This is a genomic window from Microcoleus sp. T3_A4 (assembly GCF_036700465.1).
Lineage (GTDB): Bacteria > Cyanobacteriota > Cyanobacteriia > Cyanobacteriales > Microcoleaceae > Microcoleus.
The window spans coordinates 1-20,623 of record NZ_JAUBOY010000027.1 but is presented as its reverse complement, the minus strand read 5'-3'; the positions used below and the strand labels follow the sequence as shown (position 1 = coordinate 20,623).

Sequence of the window (20,623 nt, the reverse complement as noted above, 5' to 3'; positions counted from 1 at the left end):
AAATTCACATCAATGCGAGTATGGGCTGAATTGAGATGCACACTCTTTTATAAAAACTAACCTTTTTTCTGTGCTTTGGTATGCAGGGTTCAATCCCTGATTGGCCGGATGGTTCGTGGGCCAGCCACTATGCCACCAGCCCGCTACCAGATTTTGATGGTTTAGAGAAGTTTTTCGCTACCTTGATGCCGCTAAAACGATCGCTTTTACCCGTCCACCTCCTTAAGCCCCTCTTCCAACAGCATTCGCACTCTGGTCCACTTTCTTGCGCCCCGTCCTAGCCGCCAACATAGACAGTTTGCGGTGCAGAGTTTCGGACATATCCACGGTAAACCTGACCGTCGCTTCTTTATCCGGTGCTTGCAGTTTGCTCATCAGGCTAGGCTCCTTTGATTGAATGGGTACGGGGTCTGGTGCAGGTACTTCCGGTTTGGGTGTTAGCGTTAGCGCTGGCAATGCAGCTTCCGGTGGTGGTGATGTTGGTGCGTTGGTGCTGGCGATGCAGCTTCCATCAAAAGACTTTGGCTCGTTTTAGCGCCCAGGAGCGTGTAACAGAAAGGTTGAGGGCGATTTCCTACGGGATAGCTTCGCTAGGCGCGCTCATCTCCAGATACCAAGTGCATAAATCTTGAATTACTTACCCAGACATCTAGACGTTTAGATGATTAAATCAACCGCAGGTGATGCGACGATGCGACCCACGACAGTATCACACATTCGAGAGAGCGCATAGGGGCAAACTCTTGCAGTGTAGCAACTGCTTGATTTTGGGGAAAATCCACCGCCTCCAATTACCTGTAACCGAGCGCTACGTTGTTATCGTTAATTAGCCGAGCCAACCCGCACTATAACTCGCTCAATACGGCATCGTTTTAAACGTTCAATCATTCAAATGTCTAGACATTTAGATGATTAACAGATAAAGTTGAGTTAATCAACGTAGCGATAAACCTATGATCGTGACAATCGCCTCATTCAAGGGCGGAGTCGGCAAGACAACTACAGCACTGCACTTAGCAGCTTACTTGCAAACCAAAGCGCCCACGCTTTTGGTAGACGGCGACCTCAACCGCAGTGCTTTGGATTGGGCAGCGCGGGGTTCCCTCCCGTTCAAAGTGGTGGATGAAAAGCAAGGAGTTCGCTTTGCCAGAGATTACGAGCACATCGTGATAGACACGCCTGCCCGACCAGACCCCGATGAACTCAAAACTGTAGCTGAAGGTTGTGACTTGCTGATTTTGCCCAGCTCTCCCGATGCGATGGCCCTCACCGCTATGGTGCAAATGGTGGAAGCTCTGCATTCCCTAAACTCGAATTACCGCATTTTGCTCACGCTCATCCCACCTGCTCCCAGCAAAGTCGGGATAGAATCTCGGAGAACGATCGAGAAAGCTCAGTTGCCGATATTTAAAGCTGAGGTCAGGAGGCTGGCGGTATTTCAAAAAGCAGCGCTGGCAGGGGTTCCCGTAAGTGCTGTCAAAGATGCCTACGCCAAAGCTGCTTGGGGTTGTTATGCCGCTGTCGGTAAGGAGATATTGCCATGAGCCGCTTTGATGATTTACTGAAAGCCAAGAAACTCAAGCCTGGGGAACCTGACCTCGAACCTGCACCAACTCCGGCGTTACCCAAAAGCAAAGACCCAAACTTTGTCAGGGCCACTGTTTATTTGCCCAAACAAATGCACCGCGACCTCAAATCTGCTGCCGCACAGTCAGGTGAAGAAATTAGCGAGTTGGTTGAAAAGTCCGTCGCTCAATACCTCCAGCAGCTTAAGGTCAACAAAGACATTTGAATGCTTGGACGTTTGAACGTTTGGACGCTTGAATATTTGTCTTATCTGTTGCAGTTATCTCTCCCGTCAATTGCTGCATTCTTGAGGCAAGCGTACTGTTGTTGGTAAGCTGGCACAGGAATCATAAGGGAGCGGTGCAGCATGAACAAAATATGGCAGTTGGGGGCGATCGCTCTGATTTTGGGGATGATGGCTGGCTGCAATCTGACATCAGCCCCGCCATCTTCACGAACGCCTGTTTCTCCTAAACCAAGAGTGCAGAAACCCACAACGCAGCCACCGATCGCTTCGGCAACCAACAACCGCAATTTGCTCCTGGGCAATCCCAGCAATGCAGCTCCCAATGTTGCCAACATCGACAATTACTTGATGGTGAAGTCGCAGTTTGTGATGAGCTACAACAGTAAAACAAAGACCGCCAACTGGGTTTCGTGGCAACTGAACCGCTCTTGGATGGGAGCAGCCGATCGCCAAGACAACTTCCGCCCCGATGATTCCCTCCCAGATGCTTGGTACAAAGTGCGACCAACAGATTACACCGGAAGTGGTTACGACCGGGGACACATTGCACCCAGTGCCGATCGCACCCGCAACGAAGCGGATAACAGCAGCACATTCCTGATGACCAACATGATGCCCCAAGTGCCAGAACTCAACAGAGGCGTGTGGGGAGATTTGGAGGAATATTGCAGAGAATTAGTGCAGCAAGGAAAAGAACTTTACATCGTAGCTGGGCCCGTGGGGAGGAAAGGCAGCATCGGCAAAAAAGAAAAGATTGCGGTGCCGGCAAGGAATTGGAAAGTTATCGTGGTGATGGATAGACAAGGATTAGGGATGCAGGGAATTAGAGCCGACACTAGGACGATCGCTGTGATGATGCCCAACGATGCCAGCGTCAAAGGTTCGGGATGGAAAAGCTTTCGAGTTTCCGTGGCAAAAGTTGAGAAGGAAACAGGGCTGAACTTCTTATCGAATGTGTCTCCCCAGGTTCAGCAGGTGATTGAAAGCAAAGTGGACAGTCAGTAAAGAAGGGATACAACTTTTATCAAGTATACTTTTTTGCTTGATAATTTTAACCAACTGCATTAATATTTGCCATTACGAATCCGTAACAACCAATCCATAAAATAAACTTGATTAGCCAGTAAATTCTGACATTATATTCTCGATCAAGGAACGACCAGAGGGGAGGAAAAACAATTAGCAGCATAAGAAAGGAAGCTATAATACCCATCTGGTATGGCTTGTTCTCTGTGTAAGAGAGGAATAATAAAATCCCTAGCATACCAAAACTGTAAAGAGAAGCAAGCCAACTAAATACTTTGCCGGGTTTGTTCATATTACAACTTCTCTTCCTGACTCTAATTATGGTTGCTATGTAACTCAATGATTAACAAACAATCATAGTTCATCCTGTCTGTTGCAATCAAGTCTCGACCAATTTCGTAGACAGCCCCGCCAATCCGCCACCGTCCGTCTCCCCGACGATGTAGACATCAATCTCAATGCTGCCAACTCGGTAAACTTGCAATTGCGAGAGGTTTTGCTTCAACACGCTCACTAAGTTCTGAAAGCGCTTCGCCGTTTCCTCTTCCTCTTCATCGTGCCAATCTTCTTCTTGAGTGGAGATCGCAAAGAACTTATCAACGCTCACTAATTTTACGGGAGCATCGGGTGAATGTTCGGTGAGTTGCAGCAACTTCGCTGGAGTGAGTTCTCCCTGTGCCGGCCAATGAATGACCTCAAAAGGGGCATCGGTTTCGCTTCCGAAGAGTAAGCCCTCGGAAGCTTGTTTGAGTTGGGTGGCGATCGAGTCGGTCATAGTGGCTGTTAGTTAGCTAAAAATAAGGCAAGTTAGAACCTTTAGGGATGAAGAATTGGGGCAAACGCATCCATCAACGCTGGCTGGATAATCTTCCACAAGTGTAAACCATCGCTGTCTGTAGGTTTTGGTCTCCCAGCAATTCTAAAACCGTCCTGATGTGGCAACCAGGCTCTAGTAAGTGAGTAGAATTGGTCAAGCTTGGATGTATGCTGGAGTTTTACCAGACTTGTCGAAGCACGATGATGCGATGGCTCAGGTGGCGTTTGACGAGGTAGTGCGAACGGCGGATAGCCTCAAAGAAAGTGGAAGTCGTCAGTTCGTTCACCAGTTGCGAGTGCAGTAACTTCAGGGCTGATAAAGCATCTGATTTACTCCTATTATTCTTTAACCTAAAAATTAGGGGAGCTAGCAGTATGACAGCAAAGATTTTATGTCCGGGATGGGACAATCTCTCTAAGGAGCAAAAAGAGCTTGCAACAGAATGGATTAAGTCACTCATCAGCTTCAGAATAACTACGGTTCAATTATCTGATTCTCTTTTCGACGAGTCTTCAGATAACTCCTTAAATCCAATAGATAATGCCATCAAAAATTTTCAGTTTGAGGTAGTAGACTCTTCAAGTACGTCGGAAGGAATTAATATTAAAAGAATTATTCCACCAGGAGTATTTGATATACCAGACCGCCCCCCTGACGCTATTCCTCAATTAGTATGCCTAGTTAATTGCTGGAGAAACGGTCATGCTGACTGTGACAAAAGGTGTAGTGAAGTAGGCTGATAATTCAGTAGCTTATCATTATTTAAGAAATGCAACGACCGCATGATGTAGGGTGGGCAGAAACCTGTTTTGATTTTGCTGTTTTACAAGGAATAGATTTTACTAAGGTAAACCTTGAAAAATCAAAGTTCCATAATGTTAATTTTGGAATTAAATGGAGCTGGCAAGTTTTCCTGCTTTTTGCAACACTACTGTTAGCTAGCTTAGCTGGTTGTTTCCTAGGAGCAGGAAGCTTACTAGCAACGGGATTATTGACAAAATCTTCATTCCCTTATGGGGTTTCAGTTTTACTTTCTTTAAGTATCACATTATTTAGTAGTATACGAAAAAACTTTGTTCTGGGAACTATTATAGGTATAGGAGCCTTACTGCCACTTCTATTATTATCGATCACTCTGCCTTCCCCAACGAATAGCCTTGACGTAAGTGTTCCTTTTTTTTTAGGATCTGGAGCCATAGTGTTAGTTTCAATAAGTATAGAACTAGCCACTTTATCGCTAATTTTATTGAGAGTTTCACTAGGCTCTATTGTGATAGCTACTGTAAGTACATTTATCCCAATGCTTGCAGTAACTATTATAAGTGTACCCCTAACCAAAGTAATGCCGATCGTAATTGTAACTATTGCAATTTCCTGGCATCTTAGCCAGAAAGCACTCACTTGCAGTTTGGGTGGATTATGGAGGCTGCAAGCAGTAATAGCAATAGTGACAAGAGGAGGAAATTCCTTTAAGGGAGCCAACTTAACTGATGTAGACTTTACTGGTGCAACGCTTAAGTTTTGCGACTTCCGAGAGGCTAGTCTTACTTGTACTCGTTTCTATGAAGTTAAAGCACTTAATTATGCTCGTCTAGACAATACCTACCTTGCCAATCCGCAAATTCGGCAACTGGTCGTCACACTTAACGGACAGGCTCAAAACTTTGATGGTTTGAATTTGGAAGGAGTGAACCTACAAGGTGCAAATCTACAAGATGCCAGTTTTATTGGAACAAACCTCAACAACGCTAATTTGCGGAATGCTAATTTGTCCAGAGCCATCCTGAAGCAAGCACAACTCGATGGTACAAATATGACGGGAGCAATTCTCACGGGAGCTTGTATCGAAGATTGGGGGATTACAGGTAGCACCAAGCTAGAGGACGTGCAATGCGACTATGTATTCATGCGCCTGGAAACCAAAGATAATCCCAACCGATTGCGGAAACCGGATAACTGGGGGGAAACTTTTGCTCAGGGTGAGTTTGCTGATTTCATCAAGCCTTACGTGGATACTCTAGATTTGTACCACAGTCAGGATATTGACCCCCGCGCTATCTCCATTGCACTTAAAAACTTATCCACCAACCATCCAGAGCAAGAGCTGCGGTTTGTGGCTATCGAACGGCGGGGCAACAATGGCTTGAATCTCAGGTTTACAACTGCGCCAGGAGCCGACAAATCAGAGTTAAGCCATCAGTATTTTAGAGATTACGCTCGAATCAAGAAAGAATTGCCGCTTGCCGTTCAGCTAAAACTGGCCGAACAAGATGGTGAAATTCGTACACTTAAGGATACGATTGAGCAGTTTATCGAAACAGGTACGCATCAATCTAAGATTCACGCAGAAACAATTCAAATCATTAAAGGAGAATTAGTAATGACTCAAAACAAAGGAATCAACATTCATTCAGGGGGTGGCAGCATTGGCGACATCAGCGGGTTAGTTGGCGGTGATGGAGTCGTTAATTTGGGCACGATTAGCGGCAGCGTGACCAACACTCTCAATCAGTTGCCCGATTCCTCGGAACCTTCGGAACCCAACATCAAAGAACTCCTGGCACAACTCCAACAAGCCATCGAAAGTGATTCCGATCTATCCGACCCCGACAAAGTGGATTTATTAGAGCAGGTGCAAGCTTTAGCAGAAGCTAAGCAAACAGAGGAACCTGCTAAAAAACAAGGGCTGACACGGAAAGCGAGGAAGATGTTTGAGGCAACATTGAGCAGTTTGCCCCAGACTGCCAGCATTGTAGAGGCGTGTACCAAGTTATTACCCATGATTCTGAAGGGGTTAGGGTTGCCTGCTTAACGTTGCAGTATTTGTAGGCATAGTGCAAGATACCCCTATCCGACTGATTGGTATTCAGGATATGCACCTGATGATGCGATTCAACAGACTGCTGAAAGGTTACTCATTCAGGTGCAATCAAGGGCTTTGAAGCTGAAGTAATTGTGTGTTAAGCTCCGGTAGTTTGCTGGGGCTTTCTGAAAGCATTGACCGCTTGCACATCAGGTCTGGTTTAGAGTTGATTAACTGACTAATTTTTCAAGGGTGACGTGGATTTCAATAAACGGGAAAGGGGAACGGAGGTAAGTTAGCTCTCAAGTATAAACCAACAACCAGAACCCATCCCCACAACCAAAACTCCCATTCTTTTAGGAAATTGCCGAAAAGCGTTATCAATAAAGAATTAAAGACCTTTTAGGACAGCCCAACTTTTCTGTTAACTAGCTGTTCCCTAATTCTCAAACAGACTGCTAAACCACATTAATTGTTTGACCGTTGGTTAGACGGCTGAAGTCATACTTTGTGCTACCAGCTATGAGTTCTTCAAACTCGGAAGTTATCAAAATGTCATTTATCCCAACGTCATTAAGCTGAGTGAACTTCACCGTTGTTCCCGATATACCGACGGTATAACTTCTCGACCCCGACGTTAATTCCAGTATGTCCTTACCGTTTCCACCATTTAAAACACCACTACCAAAGCCCTTAAAATAGTCTTTACCATCTCCTAAAAATACGCTACCAATCTGATTATATCCCTCAAGAATGATGGAGTCGGTACCATTACCAGTATTAATGCTACCAAAGTTGTAAAGACCTGCCTGGCTAATGGCAGTGATTATGTCGTTACCATCACCAGTATCGATGTTGCCGCCTTCCTCGTTCCAAATACCGACACCACCACCGATAATGTTAGTGCCAGTGATTACGTCATTGCCATTGCCAGTATCCATAGATCCAGAGTTGCGGATCCCCCAGCCATATAATTCGTTGGTAGTGCCAGTTATTATATCGTTACCGTCCCCAGTATTAAAGGTGGCCATAAAGTTGTTGATGCCACTCCTGCCAATACCCGTGATTACATCATTCCCTTTTCCAGTATCGAGGGTGCCACCGTAATTAATAAATATACCTAAATCCTGGCTACCAGTACCCGTAATTGTGTCATTACCATCACCAGTATAGATAGTGCCATAGTCGCTTTGAATTCCCACACCGACCTGGCTAATACCAGTGATTATTCCCTCAACAGTGCCAGTAATTATGTCATTACCATCCCCGGTATTTATGGTAGCATAGTGGTTATAAATACCAGCAGTAGGAGAGTTATAGGAGCCGGGAGTTTGGAGAATTCCTGTGATTATGTCGTTACCATCATCGGTATGAATAATCCCATAGTTGTTTAAAATACCAGCATGGGAATCGTAAAGGAATACGTCATCGCCATTGACGGTGCCCGTGATTATGTCGTTACCGTGGGCGGTATTAAGTGTGCCGTTGTTATAGAATCCGCTAATATTAACAAAGAAAAAATTGTTGCTGTAGACTCCGGTAACAATTTTCCCCGTACCAGTAATTATGTCGTTGCCACCAAGAGGATTAGCAACACCTGTATTGAGTATTTCCTCGACCCCCGACGCGGGGACAATATCCGCCCGATTGGTAAATGTTAGATTTGACAGTTCAATCGCCATAGCAAGACCTCTGAATGAAGAGAGAAATGAAAGTAGGTTAGATGTTATCCCTTATATTTGTAACCCAAACTACAATACTCTATTTTATATTGTTTTATTTCTTAACAGATTCAAAGCTATTTTTATGAGAAAGCTAGCTCCGAATGTGGTTTTAGTTCATAATAAAATTCAATAATGGACAACAAAGGTTAAAACAGCAATTTTGTCAGCAGGTTCTCAAGTAAGCTATCGATCGCTTTCACTTTTTCTTACTGCGGGGGAATTTGAGCAATTCACTTACCAAACGGTTGTCCCCACCACTGCCAGCATTCTTTGTTAAATGGCGACTTCCACTTGTAGATAAGCTCTGACTCCAGTTGCAGTCTTTGTTTCCGATTAATCGGCGCTCCATACCAAAAAGCTATGGCTACACTCACATTCAGGGAGTAGCGACGATGCAGTTCGATGTAGTTGGCAATGTAGCTGTGGCAATCGTGGCTTATCCATCTTTGCTTGGGAGTGCGCTCTGTTTCTCCTACATACAGCAACAATGGAAGCGCGTTGTCGATAACGAAGTAGAGGCAAGTGCGATCGCCCCAATCGGGTTTCTCACAAAAGGAGAGATTGTGCAGTTCCAAAATAAACGGGTCAATGCTGTTGGAGTCACAGGCACTGGGTGCGAGCTCGAACAATGTTCCTTGTTGCGGTTGTTCGGAAGCAGCAAATTGTTGATGTTCGAGGATGCGCTGTTTCCAAGAATGCAGCCTCTCGGAACTCATCGTTAATTGAGGCAATTTAACAGAATATTTTGGTTGAAATTCAGGAAAAAGTTCTAGTTGGTGTGGCACGAATTCAAAGGATTGTTGAGGATTAATGTTGTGATAAAGAGGATAGTTAATGCAACCAATGTTACATTACTTTTTCCATCTCTACCGCAATTAAACGAGCTTGGAGTACGAGCAAATTCACCGGGTCGATGCCGATGCTGAAGGTCATTAATTTCCCAGTTGGGGGAATGTACCTGTTCAATTGATTCTCAACTTGGCTCGAACATACCACTAAATCAAATCCTGGGAGTTCTGCCACATTATTTTGTACAAATTCTAAGGTAACGGCTTGGGATTCTACGTGATGCACGTTATAGTCGATAATTTGCTTCATTGCTTCGCTGCTGCTTTGTTCTTGACACACAAACAACACCTTGGCATTGCGGGGTAGCGATGAGATATGGCTCAATAACGGCATATCAGGTTGCACTTCAATTCCGATTACTTCCTTATTGGGGTCAGCTATCTGAGCTACATCCCACAGGTTTTTGATGGTAGTGACGATTAAATCTGCCGACAATAATTGTTCCAACGCGCCCGGTTCTTTTGTGTGTAAATGCGTCCAAGGTATCGATACGAAAGCTAATCCTGTTGCTGCTTCTAAACGCGCACTGATATCGATACTATCCGGGTAGAAGTTCACGAAAGCTACATTTATTTGATGGCGCTCGACCATGACTGCTTGAGCGTAAGCTGCTGCTGAAAACTCGGATGCGGTTAACCCGTATTGAGATGCTGAATGAAAAGCTTGACTGAGCAAGTCGTAGAAGCTTTTGCGAGCAACCATCTGTCTGATGAAAGAAGAATCGGCAACCACCGTTCTTTTACCTCGGTTGCCTACGAAATATCCCAAAGCAATCAGTTCGTTGTACACCTGCGCCACAGTGGTGTGATTCACTCCTAAGTGTTTAGCTAACTGGATAATCGACGGCAAAGGTTGATTCGGTTTGAGATTACCGCGCGCAATCAATAACTTAATTTGTTCGGTGATTTGAGCGCCAATGGTGACGGGCGAAGCAGTATCTACAACAATAAACGGTAAAACCGGGTCTGTCATACAAGTTGGCATAATTCTTTCTCATATTATTGATTCATACTTTACCCAGTGAAAGCCACTACTAAAAGACAGAGTGGCGCTAAGAATTCTCTGTTATCTATTACACTAATTTACTTGAAACATCCACAATCTACCGACATAAACTCCAGTAAACCATAAGGGGTGGGAATGGCGCTCGATGATGCGACCGTCCCTGAGCTGCACTTTTTCCCTAATCTCTAGGTGCGTTTGTTCGTAGATTTCTGTCATATCCTTGAGGAACAATTGCGGATTATCAAACTGCTCGGATACAAACTCTAATGCGAGTTGGTCGGATAATGACCGCACAATGAGTTCGGGTAGTTGCCAAATCCTCAATAAGTTGGGCGTGACTCCTACCATTTGGCGGTGGTGGTTGACAATTAATATACCCGCATTCTCTTGATTATGTAGTCGATCTGAAATTGACAGCATCAGAAATTCTCAACTCACAAATCTTTACTTTTTTCGCTCCCCATTGTTAGAAATCCAGGAGTCTACCTTTTGAATTAGCTTAGCGCATTCTATCACACCTTTGATAGGGGTGTACCGCAAAAATACTGATTGACTCATATTATAATACTGGTGTACTATAGAACACACATATTTATTGTCATAATTTGTAAAGAGGGGATACCAAAATGAAGTGGTTATTGGATTTGGGAGCCAAGTACCGCCAGGATCTACTGGCTGGGTCTTTTTATAAGCACTTAGCTGCTGCCCAGCATTTCGATGATGTTCGGGGTTGGGTCAGGCAACTCTACTATCAATCGAGTGATTTTACTGCCGCACTCGCCATGCGCTACTCTATGTGCCGAAACTTTCGGTATCAAGAATGCTTCGCCCACCACGCTACCGAAGAGGTAGACCACGCATCAATGCTGCTTGATTGGATGCACAAGCACGAGTTCCTGCACCCTGAAGAAAACCCAACTTCCATCACCGCCACCCTAGAAACGCAGTTGGTGAGCGCCTATTGTTTCCGCTCCGTGTTACGAGAATCCTACGAGCATCAAGTCATTGCCATGAATCTCATTTCTGAGGGCGTGAGCTACGATTTCTTTTCAGCGGTCATCCCCGTGTTCACGCGCCTGGGACTCAAAACGAATCGCTATTGGACGGTGCACCGGGAAATCGACCAAGAACATTTAGCAATGGGCATTGACCTCATCCCGCAATGTGATGAAGATTCAGCACAGGGAAAAGAGTACAGCCGCATTGCTTACGAGACTAGCGTGCTGTACGGGCGGATGCTGGATTCTTGGTGTACCGCCGAGCAGGGCAATCAGGAACCACCTTCGCTTATTGAATTGGTGGCAGCAAGAAGGTAGGAAGCGCCTGATGAAAATAACCGCTTCATCAAGGTGGCGATACTCACCCAGCGTCACCATTTTCGGTGTCGCAACGCATCGCTTAAAGTTGACTTTCCTAAAAATTAATCAAAGTAACCTTATTTTGCGATTCCCTCAAGCGCCTTGCCATTAATAGCATGGCTTGGTTTTCTTCAGTCTCGTCTTTGAGTTCGGACAAGGCGCGTTCAATCCTCAAGAGCGGGTGCTCTTCTCTCTCCCTTTTCTTCCTCTCCAAGTCATTTTGAGAGGTGACAATACGAACCACCTGAGCGCACTCGCTGCGCGGGCGCAACCGGGCAATCACCTCCATACACCGCCACAGCAAGTCGCTGCTGAGATCTTGCTTTCCCTGCCGCACTTTGCTCCAAGTCTGCCGCGCAATACCGCTTAGTTCAGCTAATTCTGTGCCGTGAATGTCCGCCTGTTCTTCACAAAGCCACCTCAATAAAGGTGATACGGGTTCAGTCATTGTAAATATTTATTACATATCTGTCGCTTATGGGTGACAGAGGGGATAATTGGTCAATGATTGGCGAATCGATTGACTCGTAAGATAACTCAAAGTTAACACATCGGTAGAGCAGAAAAAAACACTCGCCAAAAAAATAAACCCTCTTTGAAAGGAAGAGGGCTCAAAAATTATTAATAAGGATTTTTATCATGACAGATTTTTCAGAAAACTGCAACCCCCCGGCTAAAGATGTCAGTTTGTTGAGGTTTTGGGAACAGGAGGTGCTGCCTCGACTCACTGCCGACTTGGTGTACGACCATCCATCGCATCAATTCCAGCGCAGCGCCCAGAAGTGGCGGGGAGGTAGTCCGTTTCGCAAAAGTAAATCTGGAACTTCGTTTGCCGTGTGGCCCGACTCTCTCCGCTTCTATGATGCCGGGTGTGAGTTTGCAGGCGACCCCATTGCTTACATCCACAGCATTAAGGTGAATCGCTGGCAGCATCCCAAGGGTCTTGATTGGGTAGAAGCGCTGCGAGAAGCAGCATCCAGGGTGGGAGTCACGCTGCCCGAACGCGAACACACTCCCAGGGAAATTGAAGTAGCGGCGAAGTGGGAAGCGCGCCGGGGGATATTGGCTGCGGTGTATGCTCAGTGCCGGGATTGGCTGTGGAGCGAAGTAGGAAGCGGTGCTCTCAACCACTTGATTGCAGAGAGGGGCATGAGCCGAGAAGCGATCGCCGAGTTGGGATTGGGCTACTACCTGAGCAAGGATGAAGTTGCAGCAGCGCTCAAAGCACAAGATTACAGCTTAGAGATTGCGGAAGAAGTGGGCGTGTTGACCCGCAAGTGGGAAGGATACGTTACTTTTCCTTGGCACACGGCATTGGGTCAACCGCTCACGGTGTACGGTCACTGTCCGACAAAACCTTTGCCACTCAAAAAGCATCACCGGGGGTGGAAGGGCGAGAGAGATGCAGCTTATCGGGGTTGGGGGAAACTTTCGGAAGCTCAGAAGGCAGAGCAACCTTGGCTCGAACCGACCATCCCGAAGAAATACGCTTGCTGGAATCCCAAGGATGAGGAGGGGGCATGGCTGACAACGAAGGAATCGCCGCTTTACTTCGACAGGGCTTTGGCGGCGGGTCACAAAGAAGTAGTGGTGGTCGAAGGCGTTACCGATGCAGCGGTGGCTCAAGCGCTAGGAGATACCAGAGTTATAGCTTGTGTCGCTGCTAGCTTATCTGGAGAACAGGTGCAATCCCTACGGCGATCGGGAATCGAGAGAGCGATTATTTGCCTCGACCCAGATAGCGCGGGGGATAAGGGGATTGAAAGCTGCATCAAATCTTTGTTGTTGGCAGGCATCGTTCCTTATGTAGCTCCCCGATTGCCGGTGGGTGAAGATGGCGATGGCGACCCGGATAAGTTCATTATCCGCAACGGCATCGATGCTTGGTTGCAACATACCCACTTAGAAAAAGCTCAGCACGGGTTGAGGTGGAAAGCGCAACAAATAGCTCGCTTTAAGGGCAACACCGATGCGGATAAGCAAGCAGTGCTCTTAGAAGCAACCAAATGGGCCACTAATATTAAGGATGCAGCAGCGCTCAACATCTTCTATTGGCCGACCATTGGTGAAACTCTGGGAAATTCACCACCACCTTGGTTGCTGGAGTTTGGTAAAGAATTGGGTGCGGGCAATCAGGATAATTCAGCAAGCAAGGAAGTTACCAAATGTCCCGACCGCAAGCGAGATGCGTTTTATCGAAATCTCTGCGACAAATTGGGTCTGGACTTTAATTACTACACTAGGGGGCGAACCTTTGATGACTTTGCGGTGAGGAAGCTCTTCGGAACGCATTACAAAGCCATCAACAGCGCCATGTATCAGTACACCGGGGCGGGGTGGTGGCAGCGCCAGGATGAGAAGCGGTGCGAACACATGATTGCGGTGTGCAGCGAGAAGGTGTTCAAACTCCATCAAGTAAGCAAGTGGGAATGGGAGGAAACGTTTCCCTTTTCTAGTGACACCTGCGCTAAATCTGCACTCAAGTACGCTATGAAGCGCCTGTACTTAGAACCTCCCCCCAATCGACACTTTAGAGCATTCCAGAACGGCACCGTGGATATGAGAACGGGAGAACTCTTGCCCCACGACCCCGCTCACTATCTCACTTCGGTCATTGAAGCGGATTACGTGCGAGATCGCCCCTGCCCCCAAGTTTTCCTCGACTTCATCATCTCCGCTTTTGGTGAAGACCAACTAGATGCGGTGAGAGCTTACACTTCAATGCTGATTGACCCGACTGCACCCTATGGCAAGTTCGTGCACATCATCGGGCCTTCGGGTTCGGGTAAGGGAACTCTACTCAGGCTCTGGGGTGAAATCTTCGGGTTGGAGGATTCCCATTCTGGAGACTTCACAGAATTGAGCAATCCAGAATCTCGGCATCAACACTTAACCGGTAAATCTTTGTACACCATTCCCGACACCGGGGGCTACATCACGGGGGTTCGACCTTTTTATGAATTGGTGGACAACGGCCAACTTTCGGGTCGGAGTCTTTATTCATCCTGCGGGTACACGAAAGAATGGAATTGCCGCTTTGTTGCAGCTTCTGTTGACCACCTGCAAATTGAGAATGCTGGTGATGGCTGGGATAGGCGGTGTTTGCCACTACTCTCAAAAGGGCGAGAAGGATTGGAAGATCCCTATTTGCGCCATAAACTCTCTGCCGTGAAGGCGGATATCGTATCTTGGGCGTTGGCAATGCCCCGAAGTGAACGCGATGCCATACTGCTGCAACCTTCCAAGAACAACCGCATCCGCCTTGCTAAACTCGATGCCGCTACCTACGGCGACCCAGTACGCAGCTTCATAGACCTTTGCTTCCGACCGACTGAAAGTGCCTCACCAATCCAAAACCACGAACTCCACAGTTGGTTTATCGCTTACTGCAAGGCACACGGCTACTCGGATAACCGGGGGATGAGCAAGTTCATCGCTCACTTGAAAACAGTAATCCCCCAACACCACATACCCCGACACCGCCAAGATGGCGAGTTACAACCCGCTCACTGGACTCACATGACTCTATTACCGGGTGTCATGGTCGATGTTTCACTCGCTGAGGATGCTTCTAACGGCTATCAAGGTAAACCAAACCAACCACATCCCGAACCTGAATGGCGGTGTGCCAAATTCCGTTGTTCTGAAGGTGGGTTGCTGGCTTTTGAAGAATGGAACGAACAACAAAAGATGGGGAGCCTTGCACCTGATTTGAATCAACAAGGTGATCAGGGCATAAAGGGGGATGTCACCACACAGTCTACCTTGATCAGCAAAAACATCACGCAAACTCAAGGGTTTGAAGGAAGTGATCAGGGTGATCAGGGTGATCAGGGTGATCAGGGTGATCAGGGTGATCAGGGTGATCAGGGTGATCAGGGTGATCAGGGTACTACTTCCCTAACAAATGAAAGGGTGGGCGAGGTTCCGAATCAACCAGACACCCCCCCTCAGCAAATAGATGAGGAGTTGCCATCTACCTCGATCTACGCCACTCGTTCACTCAGCATAGATGAATGGGTAGCCAAGCTCTCTGAAGTAGCCAACAGAGATGGAACAACCTATGAAGTGGTGAAGGGATTGGGCGTACCGAATCACCAGCGCCCTGAAATCTTTGCTGCACTGACACCCTCGGTAAAAGACCGGCTCAAAGGATTGAGGGAAGAGTTCGAGAGGCGGATTCCTCAAGATGTTGAGAAGTGGAGGAATGCCATAAAAACTTGGTCGGTGTTGGATGCAGATGCACTGAACCATCAATGGCAACAATTTGACTTGTGGAGCCAGTGTTTGTTGGGTATCGGTGACTGGGTGGAAAGAATCAATAAATCTGGATTATTTGACTTAGGAGCATCGGTGTACGCCCAAGCCCTGGAATTAGGTAGTGAGAAATCTGAGGTTGTGGTGGATTTGGAAGTAACAAATACCGAGCTAGAAATCACCAATTCTGAACCCAAGCAACTCAATTTATTACCAGATGCTCAACCGCCTTCCGAGCATCAAAGCAGATTTTCACCACAATCGGAGGATTGGTTTTAATTATGAATAAACAATGCCCGAATTGCGCTTCTCCTGATATTTACCGCCGCCATCCCCAGAGTTTAGAGATATGTTGCGACAACTGCAACCACCGATGGCAAGCAAAGCAAGTTTTAGCTCCAATTCTTCGAGATAAGTTCTGGCTCAGCACACCATTGAAAGGCTGGCACTATGTCGAAGTATGGCGCTCGTTAACCAATCACCAGAAGTTCGCTTATCGGTTGGCTTATAGTGCTTCGCTATTCGGTGATTTAAAGGGTGAATTTGATACACCAGGATTAGCTTTAGAAGCCGGAATTAGGGATGCTAAGGGATTAGTAGCACCCATTGAGTCACCCCTTTAATCAACCCTGTTGTGATTCCGAAAAAGGAGGAGCAAGGATGATGCGAACGCTTTCACTTTTCAGCGGCATAGGCGGTTTTGAGTTAGCAGCCACCGCCCTAAATTGTTTCACAGTCGAACAGTTGGTAGAAATCGATGAGAATGCTCAATATGTACTCCGACAGCACTATCCCCACATCCCAATTCACAGCGACATCCGAACTTTTAGCGCGACAACAGGACAATATGATTGCATCTGGGGAGGATTCCCCTGCACCGGGACGAGTAATGCCGGAAAGCGGGGAGGATTGGCTCATCCAGAATCCAGTTTGTGGTGGCAAATGCTCCGAGTTATCCTCGAAGCTAGACCCAGCTTTGTGGTTGTCGAGAATCCAGAAGGCTTGCTCGTCCGAGGCGGTAGAGAAGTCGTTGCCTCTTTACGAATGGCAGGATATTGTATCGAAGACCCGCTCCTCGTATCGGCAAAGGAAATCGGAGCGAGCCATCAACGAAACCGAGTCTTTATCGTCGCTTTCCTTCAGGACTTTGCACAGCAGCAATACGAGCACCAATTCCAAACCAGCGGGGCTGACGAAGTGCCAACAATCGCTCAGGAAGCTCGGCATCATTTCCCCATCGCATTATTTATCCGCGACGGGGATGGAGTTGATATTCGGGTTCCCCCTGGGCTGGATGGATTGCCTTGCTACCAAAGCATCACTCTCTCCCACTTTGGAGTCAAGAGCAGAACTAAAGGTAGAATCAGAGCCAGATATCTCTTTGCCAAAACAGTCATGCCAGGACTTGCTTACATTGCCCTCAAACGAGTGCAGCATCTTGCTCAAGCTTTCGGAATCATCGATTGAGGATAACCCAGAGTTTGCATTATCGGGTTTGGGTATTAGTTTCGGTAAAACGTTGCCGTATCTTACCCACAAAACGGTGACACGCCGTGCTTGGAAAGACAGCCACGCCCAGAAGTTTATCCATGCTTTTGAGCAGAATAAACTAATCAAAGCCCTCGATAAAGATATCCGCTATGGAGGTAAACAAATCGCTTGGTGTCGCTTGCTTGGCGCTCCCTACAAAGAGCAACTTGGAGCCATGCCCGATGCTGATTTGCAGGCTGAGGGGGGAATGTGTTCCTCAGTCCCAGAGTTCATCACACGCTACTTTAAAGGCGACACCAACCAAAAAGTGTGGGTGATTCGGTTTGAATTTGTGCCATTGGAGCAAGTAGCATCAACCCAGACTCCCAAACCTCTTGGTGTATACTCTGACTCTACAATTGAAGCTAGTAGCAATGCTGCCATTACTTTGTCAGACCAGAGTATACACCAAGCTCAATTATTCAAGTTTAGTTTATGTGATAACTCTGCCAGCACAACTGACAGCACCTCTCCCATTACTTCAGAAACAGATAGTATACACCAAACGCCTGTAATTCAGGGAGGTAGCGGGTTGGTGTACAGCTTTTGGAAGGGTGAAAGCATAGTCAATCACTACCGTTACAAAGTTAAAAACAACGGCAAGTGGCAGGTAAAGAGTGTCTATATTCCGGTTGGTAAACTTCCTAAAGTAAAAGAAGCTATTGCTAATAAGTTGAGTGTAGCTGCGATAGTGGTTGAAGTATTGAAGAGAAACTTGTAATTGATTGCCCTCTCTTTTTCAAACAATGCGGTAGCCCTTTCTTTGGACTCTCTTAGTTTTTTGATGGCTCTACAACTCATTGACCATCCATCCGCTTCACTCCATCGTTGATGTAGAGTCCATTCCTGCATCCCATCTCTCACAAACTAATCAGGGGTCTTACCCCTCATTTTTATTGACTGAGTGATCAGGGCATAATGGGGGGTCTCACCCCTTGTTTTACCCTGATCATCTAACACATTACGCAATATCAATACTTTGAGCCGTATAAGGGTGATCAAGGCAAAGTAGAGGGTCTTACCCCTCATTCCGCCCTGATCACTAGAAATACAACGCAATATCAAAGGTTTAAAGAAAGTGATCAGGGTGATCAGGGTGATCAGGGTACTACTTCTTAAAAATAGAGAGGGGGGGCTACTTCCTGGCAACAACAAAAACACCCCTTAATAAAAAAGGTAAGGAGTTGCCGATCGCCCTGATCACCTTGATCGCTTTTACCCAAACTCCTATACCACAAGGGAATCGGAAGGCGATCAAGGCACAATAAGGGGTAAGACCCTCTACTTTGCCCTGATCACCTTGATTGCTGATATGGTTTCTGCTCAAACCCATACAGAGCATAGAAATCCCATAACGATCAGGGTGCAATGAGGGGTTTAGCCCCTTGTTCTAGCTTGATCGGCTAATCATGAGTCTGTGGATAGTGAAGCTGGGAGGATGTGCTGGAGTGACCAGGAGAACGGAAGGACGTGTGGTGGCTTAACAGGATTCCAAAATGGCTACTTTCAAGGCAAGGGCAATATTGAAGCGTGAATGACTCGTCTTGAATGGATGGCAGCAGGAATGCTGGGTATGTGCCGTGTTATGAAAAATGAAAGTGATAGCAACTCTTTTGTTACTTAGCAAACAAGCAGTATACACCAAACTTTCTCAAAAGCCTTGGTGTATACCATAGCGCTCAAATTAAAACTGATAGTAACTCTCTCATTAGTTTGCCAAACCAAAGGGCTGCTAATGTGCCTCATCACATAGAAAAGTGCTGTAAATTCCGTGCGATTGCGGATGGCAGTGCTGCTGAAATAGGGGAAACTGATAGATAGGTTAAATAAAATGAGCAAAATAAACAAGGTCGCTGACAGTTTCCGAAGCTTTGAATCCAAGGCTGTATCTACCCCTAAACTCACTCTTGGAGGACGCAAGATGGGGCTTCTTTAAGGAAACGACTAGCGCCCCATCCAAAAGCTTTTTACTCAAGGACTCTAGCATCAATGATGGTGAATATTTGGTTTCCATAATTATCTGGGGAATCTGACTGCATCGAGAAAATTACTTCGATCCTTCAAAAATATGCCTCTATCCGTAGAGAGAGGGACAAAGTTCGCACAACTTCTGACAGTCGCTCGGACTAACTGCAATTAGGCTCTGTTATCCTCAGTTCAGATTACCTCGATTCATACAAAAGCTAACTGCTAAAATCGCATAGTTATCAAAGAATTTTGATGAGATTGCTCCGGGGCGTATCTACCAATAATGCCCTTAGTGGAGTATTCAATATGAGTTCTAAATTCGCTCAAGTTAACTCACAATCTGCTTTTGAAAAACGACCGCTGCGCTCCTTAGTCTTCATTGACTCCGGCGTGAAAGATTACGAGTCAATGGCAGCGGGAGTTCTGCCGAAACAGCAGGTAGTAATACTCGATCGCACCAAAAACGGCATCGAACAAATCAGCTCTGAAATCGAACACTTCGCCTCTACTAACGGAGCGATAGACTCGGTTCACATTATTTCTCACGGCAGTTCTGGCAGCCTACAATTAGGCAACACCGCACTGGGTTCAGATAACATAGAGCAATACGAAAACGAGTTGGAAAAGTGGCAAAATTCACTAGCCCCACAAGCAGACATCATGCTCTACGGCTGTGATGTAGCAGGCGGTACAGGTGCTAATTTCGTCGATCGATTTAGTCAATTAACCGGGGCTGACGTTGCGGCATCCACCAACAAAACCGGTAGTGGTGGTGACTGGAATTTAGAATTTGCTAGGGGTCAAATTGAATCTCCCTTAGCCTTGGCTCCAGAAGCAATGGCGGATTACCAAGGGACTTTAGCGACGATTACCGTTACTAACAATAGCGATAGCGGGCCGGGTTCATTGAGAAATGCTATCGCCAGCGCTGTTGCAGGGGATATCATTACCTTCGCTCCAGGTTTAGCCGCCCAAACCATTACCCTCACCAGTGGTCAACTCGATATTCCCGTTGGCAGAAACATTACCATTGACGGTGCAGCAGCACCCGGTGTAACTATCAGTGGCAACAATGCTTCGCGGGTAATCCGCACTGGAAGTTCGACCAATGTGACTCTAAAAAACCTAATTATTGCCAACGGCAAAGTTTCTGGAACCGATCAGAATAATGAGGCAACTAGCGCTGGTGGTGGCATTCAAACAGGAAGTAGCAGCACTTTAACTTTAGAAAATAGCCAAGTCAATAATAATGTTGCTGGTTTTGGTGGCGGCATTTACACGGGTTTCCGCAGCACGACGACTGTAATTAACACCAAGTTTAGCGGCAATGATGGTTCACTAGCGGATAATACCGAACGTGGTGGCGGTGCGATTGCAACTAAAAGCGGCGGTGTTCTGACTATCAGAGATAGCGAATTTACCAACAACAAAGGCAGCTACGGCGGAGCTGTTAATAACCTGTTGGGCAGCATG

The 20,623-nt window shown here is 46.5% G+C and carries 19 protein-coding genes; 12 read left to right on the top strand and 7 right to left on the bottom strand.

Features of this window, described 5'->3' with window-relative positions:
- Window positions 1-222 precede the first annotated feature (222 nt).
- Window positions 223-456 carry a hypothetical protein gene (locus QUA07_RS16350; protein ID WP_333326822.1) on the bottom strand — a complete coding sequence of 78 codons (234 nt, stop codon included), beginning with the start codon at window positions 454-456 and terminating at the stop codon, window positions 223-225.
- 497 nt (window positions 457-953) lie between these two features.
- Here QUA07_RS16350 and QUA07_RS16345 point away from each other — a divergent pair, with 497 nt between their 5' ends.
- The 3 genes from QUA07_RS16345 to QUA07_RS16335 all read left to right on the top strand — a co-directional run bounded on the left by QUA07_RS16345 (window position 954) and on the right by QUA07_RS16335 (window position 2,818).
- On the top strand, window positions 954-1,544 hold the full coding sequence (locus tag QUA07_RS16345; RefSeq protein WP_333323506.1) for a ParA family protein: 591 nt from the start codon (window positions 954-956) through the stop codon (window positions 1,542-1,544).
- Window positions 1,541-1,792, top strand: coding sequence for a CopG family transcriptional regulator (locus tag QUA07_RS16340; RefSeq protein WP_333209942.1), 252 nt, complete (start codon window positions 1,541-1,543; stop codon window positions 1,790-1,792). The genes QUA07_RS16345 and QUA07_RS16340 overlap by 4 nt, the downstream gene beginning before the upstream one ends.
- A 141-nt stretch (window positions 1,793-1,933) precedes the next feature.
- Complete coding sequence (locus QUA07_RS16335) at window positions 1,934-2,818, top strand: DNA/RNA non-specific endonuclease (RefSeq protein WP_333214300.1); 885 nt, start codon at window positions 1,934-1,936, stop codon at window positions 2,816-2,818.
- A gap of 400 nt (window positions 2,819-3,218) precedes the next feature.
- Here the strand turns inward: QUA07_RS16335 and QUA07_RS16330 are convergent, their stop codons facing one another.
- The gene (locus QUA07_RS16330; RefSeq protein ID WP_333279077.1) at window positions 3,219-3,614 is read right to left on the bottom strand and encodes a nuclease A inhibitor family protein; all 396 of its coding nucleotides are present in this window, start codon (window positions 3,612-3,614) and stop codon (window positions 3,219-3,221) included.
- 181 nt (window positions 3,615-3,795) lie between these two features.
- Between QUA07_RS16330 and QUA07_RS16325 the strand changes: the two genes are divergently transcribed.
- The 3 genes from QUA07_RS16325 to QUA07_RS16315 all read left to right on the top strand — a co-directional run bounded on the left by QUA07_RS16325 (window position 3,796) and on the right by QUA07_RS16315 (window position 6,468).
- Complete coding sequence (locus QUA07_RS16325; RefSeq protein ID WP_333214296.1) at window positions 3,796-3,960, top strand: hypothetical protein; 165 nt, start codon at window positions 3,796-3,798, stop codon at window positions 3,958-3,960.
- A 70-nt stretch (window positions 3,961-4,030) separates the two neighbouring features.
- Window positions 4,031-4,396, top strand: coding sequence for a hypothetical protein (locus QUA07_RS16320; RefSeq protein ID WP_333214294.1), 366 nt, complete (start codon window positions 4,031-4,033; stop codon window positions 4,394-4,396).
- A 560-nt stretch (window positions 4,397-4,956) separates the two neighbouring features.
- On the top strand, window positions 4,957-6,468 hold the full coding sequence (locus tag QUA07_RS16315; protein ID WP_333214292.1) for a pentapeptide repeat-containing protein: 1,512 nt from the start codon (window positions 4,957-4,959) through the stop codon (window positions 6,466-6,468).
- Window positions 6,469-6,917: 449 nt separating this feature from the next.
- On the opposite strand, the gene QUA07_RS16310 is transcribed toward QUA07_RS16315, so the two are convergent.
- The 4 genes from QUA07_RS16310 to QUA07_RS16295 all read right to left on the bottom strand — a co-directional run bounded on the left by QUA07_RS16310 (window position 6,918) and on the right by QUA07_RS16295 (window position 10,457).
- The gene (locus QUA07_RS16310; RefSeq protein WP_333214290.1) at window positions 6,918-8,141 is read right to left on the bottom strand and encodes a hypothetical protein; all 1,224 of its coding nucleotides are present in this window, start codon (window positions 8,139-8,141) and stop codon (window positions 6,918-6,920) included.
- Window positions 8,142-8,413: 272 nt separating this feature from the next.
- Window positions 8,414-8,968 carry a hypothetical protein gene (locus QUA07_RS16305; RefSeq protein WP_333326819.1) on the bottom strand — a complete coding sequence of 185 codons (555 nt, stop codon included), beginning with the start codon at window positions 8,966-8,968 and terminating at the stop codon, window positions 8,414-8,416.
- Between the two features lie 61 nt (window positions 8,969-9,029).
- On the bottom strand, window positions 9,030-10,016 hold the full coding sequence (locus tag QUA07_RS16300) for a GntR family transcriptional regulator (RefSeq protein ID WP_333326817.1): 987 nt from the start codon (window positions 10,014-10,016) through the stop codon (window positions 9,030-9,032).
- A 93-nt stretch (window positions 10,017-10,109) separates the two neighbouring features.
- On the bottom strand, window positions 10,110-10,457 hold the full coding sequence (locus tag QUA07_RS16295) for a hypothetical protein (protein ID WP_333326815.1): 348 nt from the start codon (window positions 10,455-10,457) through the stop codon (window positions 10,110-10,112).
- A 206-nt stretch (window positions 10,458-10,663) separates the two neighbouring features.
- Here QUA07_RS16295 and QUA07_RS16290 point away from each other — a divergent pair, with 206 nt between their 5' ends.
- On the top strand, window positions 10,664-11,353 hold the full coding sequence (locus QUA07_RS16290) for an iron-containing redox enzyme family protein (RefSeq protein WP_333326812.1): 690 nt from the start codon (window positions 10,664-10,666) through the stop codon (window positions 11,351-11,353).
- Window positions 11,354-11,450: 97 nt separating this feature from the next.
- On the opposite strand, the gene QUA07_RS16285 is transcribed toward QUA07_RS16290, so the two are convergent.
- Window positions 11,451-11,843 carry a hypothetical protein gene (locus tag QUA07_RS16285; protein ID WP_333326810.1) on the bottom strand — a complete coding sequence of 131 codons (393 nt, stop codon included), beginning with the start codon at window positions 11,841-11,843 and terminating at the stop codon, window positions 11,451-11,453.
- A gap of 191 nt (window positions 11,844-12,034) precedes the next feature.
- On the opposite strand from QUA07_RS16285, the gene QUA07_RS16280 reads away from it, so the two are divergent.
- From QUA07_RS16280 to QUA07_RS16260, 5 genes are all read left to right on the top strand, one after another.
- Complete coding sequence (locus QUA07_RS16280; RefSeq protein ID WP_333326807.1) at window positions 12,035-15,931, top strand: toprim domain-containing protein; 3,897 nt, start codon at window positions 12,035-12,037, stop codon at window positions 15,929-15,931.
- A 2-nt stretch (window positions 15,932-15,933) separates the two neighbouring features.
- Window positions 15,934-16,275, top strand: coding sequence for a hypothetical protein (locus QUA07_RS16275; protein WP_333326806.1), 342 nt, complete (start codon window positions 15,934-15,936; stop codon window positions 16,273-16,275).
- 37 nt (window positions 16,276-16,312) lie between these two features.
- Window positions 16,313-17,119: a DNA cytosine methyltransferase gene (locus QUA07_RS16270; RefSeq protein WP_333326804.1), complete on the top strand. Its 807-nt coding sequence runs from the start codon at window positions 16,313-16,315 to the stop codon at window positions 17,117-17,119.
- 76 nt (window positions 17,120-17,195) lie between these two features.
- Complete coding sequence (locus QUA07_RS16265) at window positions 17,196-17,903, top strand: hypothetical protein (protein WP_333326802.1); 708 nt, start codon at window positions 17,196-17,198, stop codon at window positions 17,901-17,903.
- A gap of 1,553 nt (window positions 17,904-19,456) precedes the next feature.
- The coding region (locus QUA07_RS16260) for a DUF4347 domain-containing protein (RefSeq protein ID WP_333326800.1) at window positions 19,457-20,623 on the top strand (1,167 nt) is incomplete at its 3' end.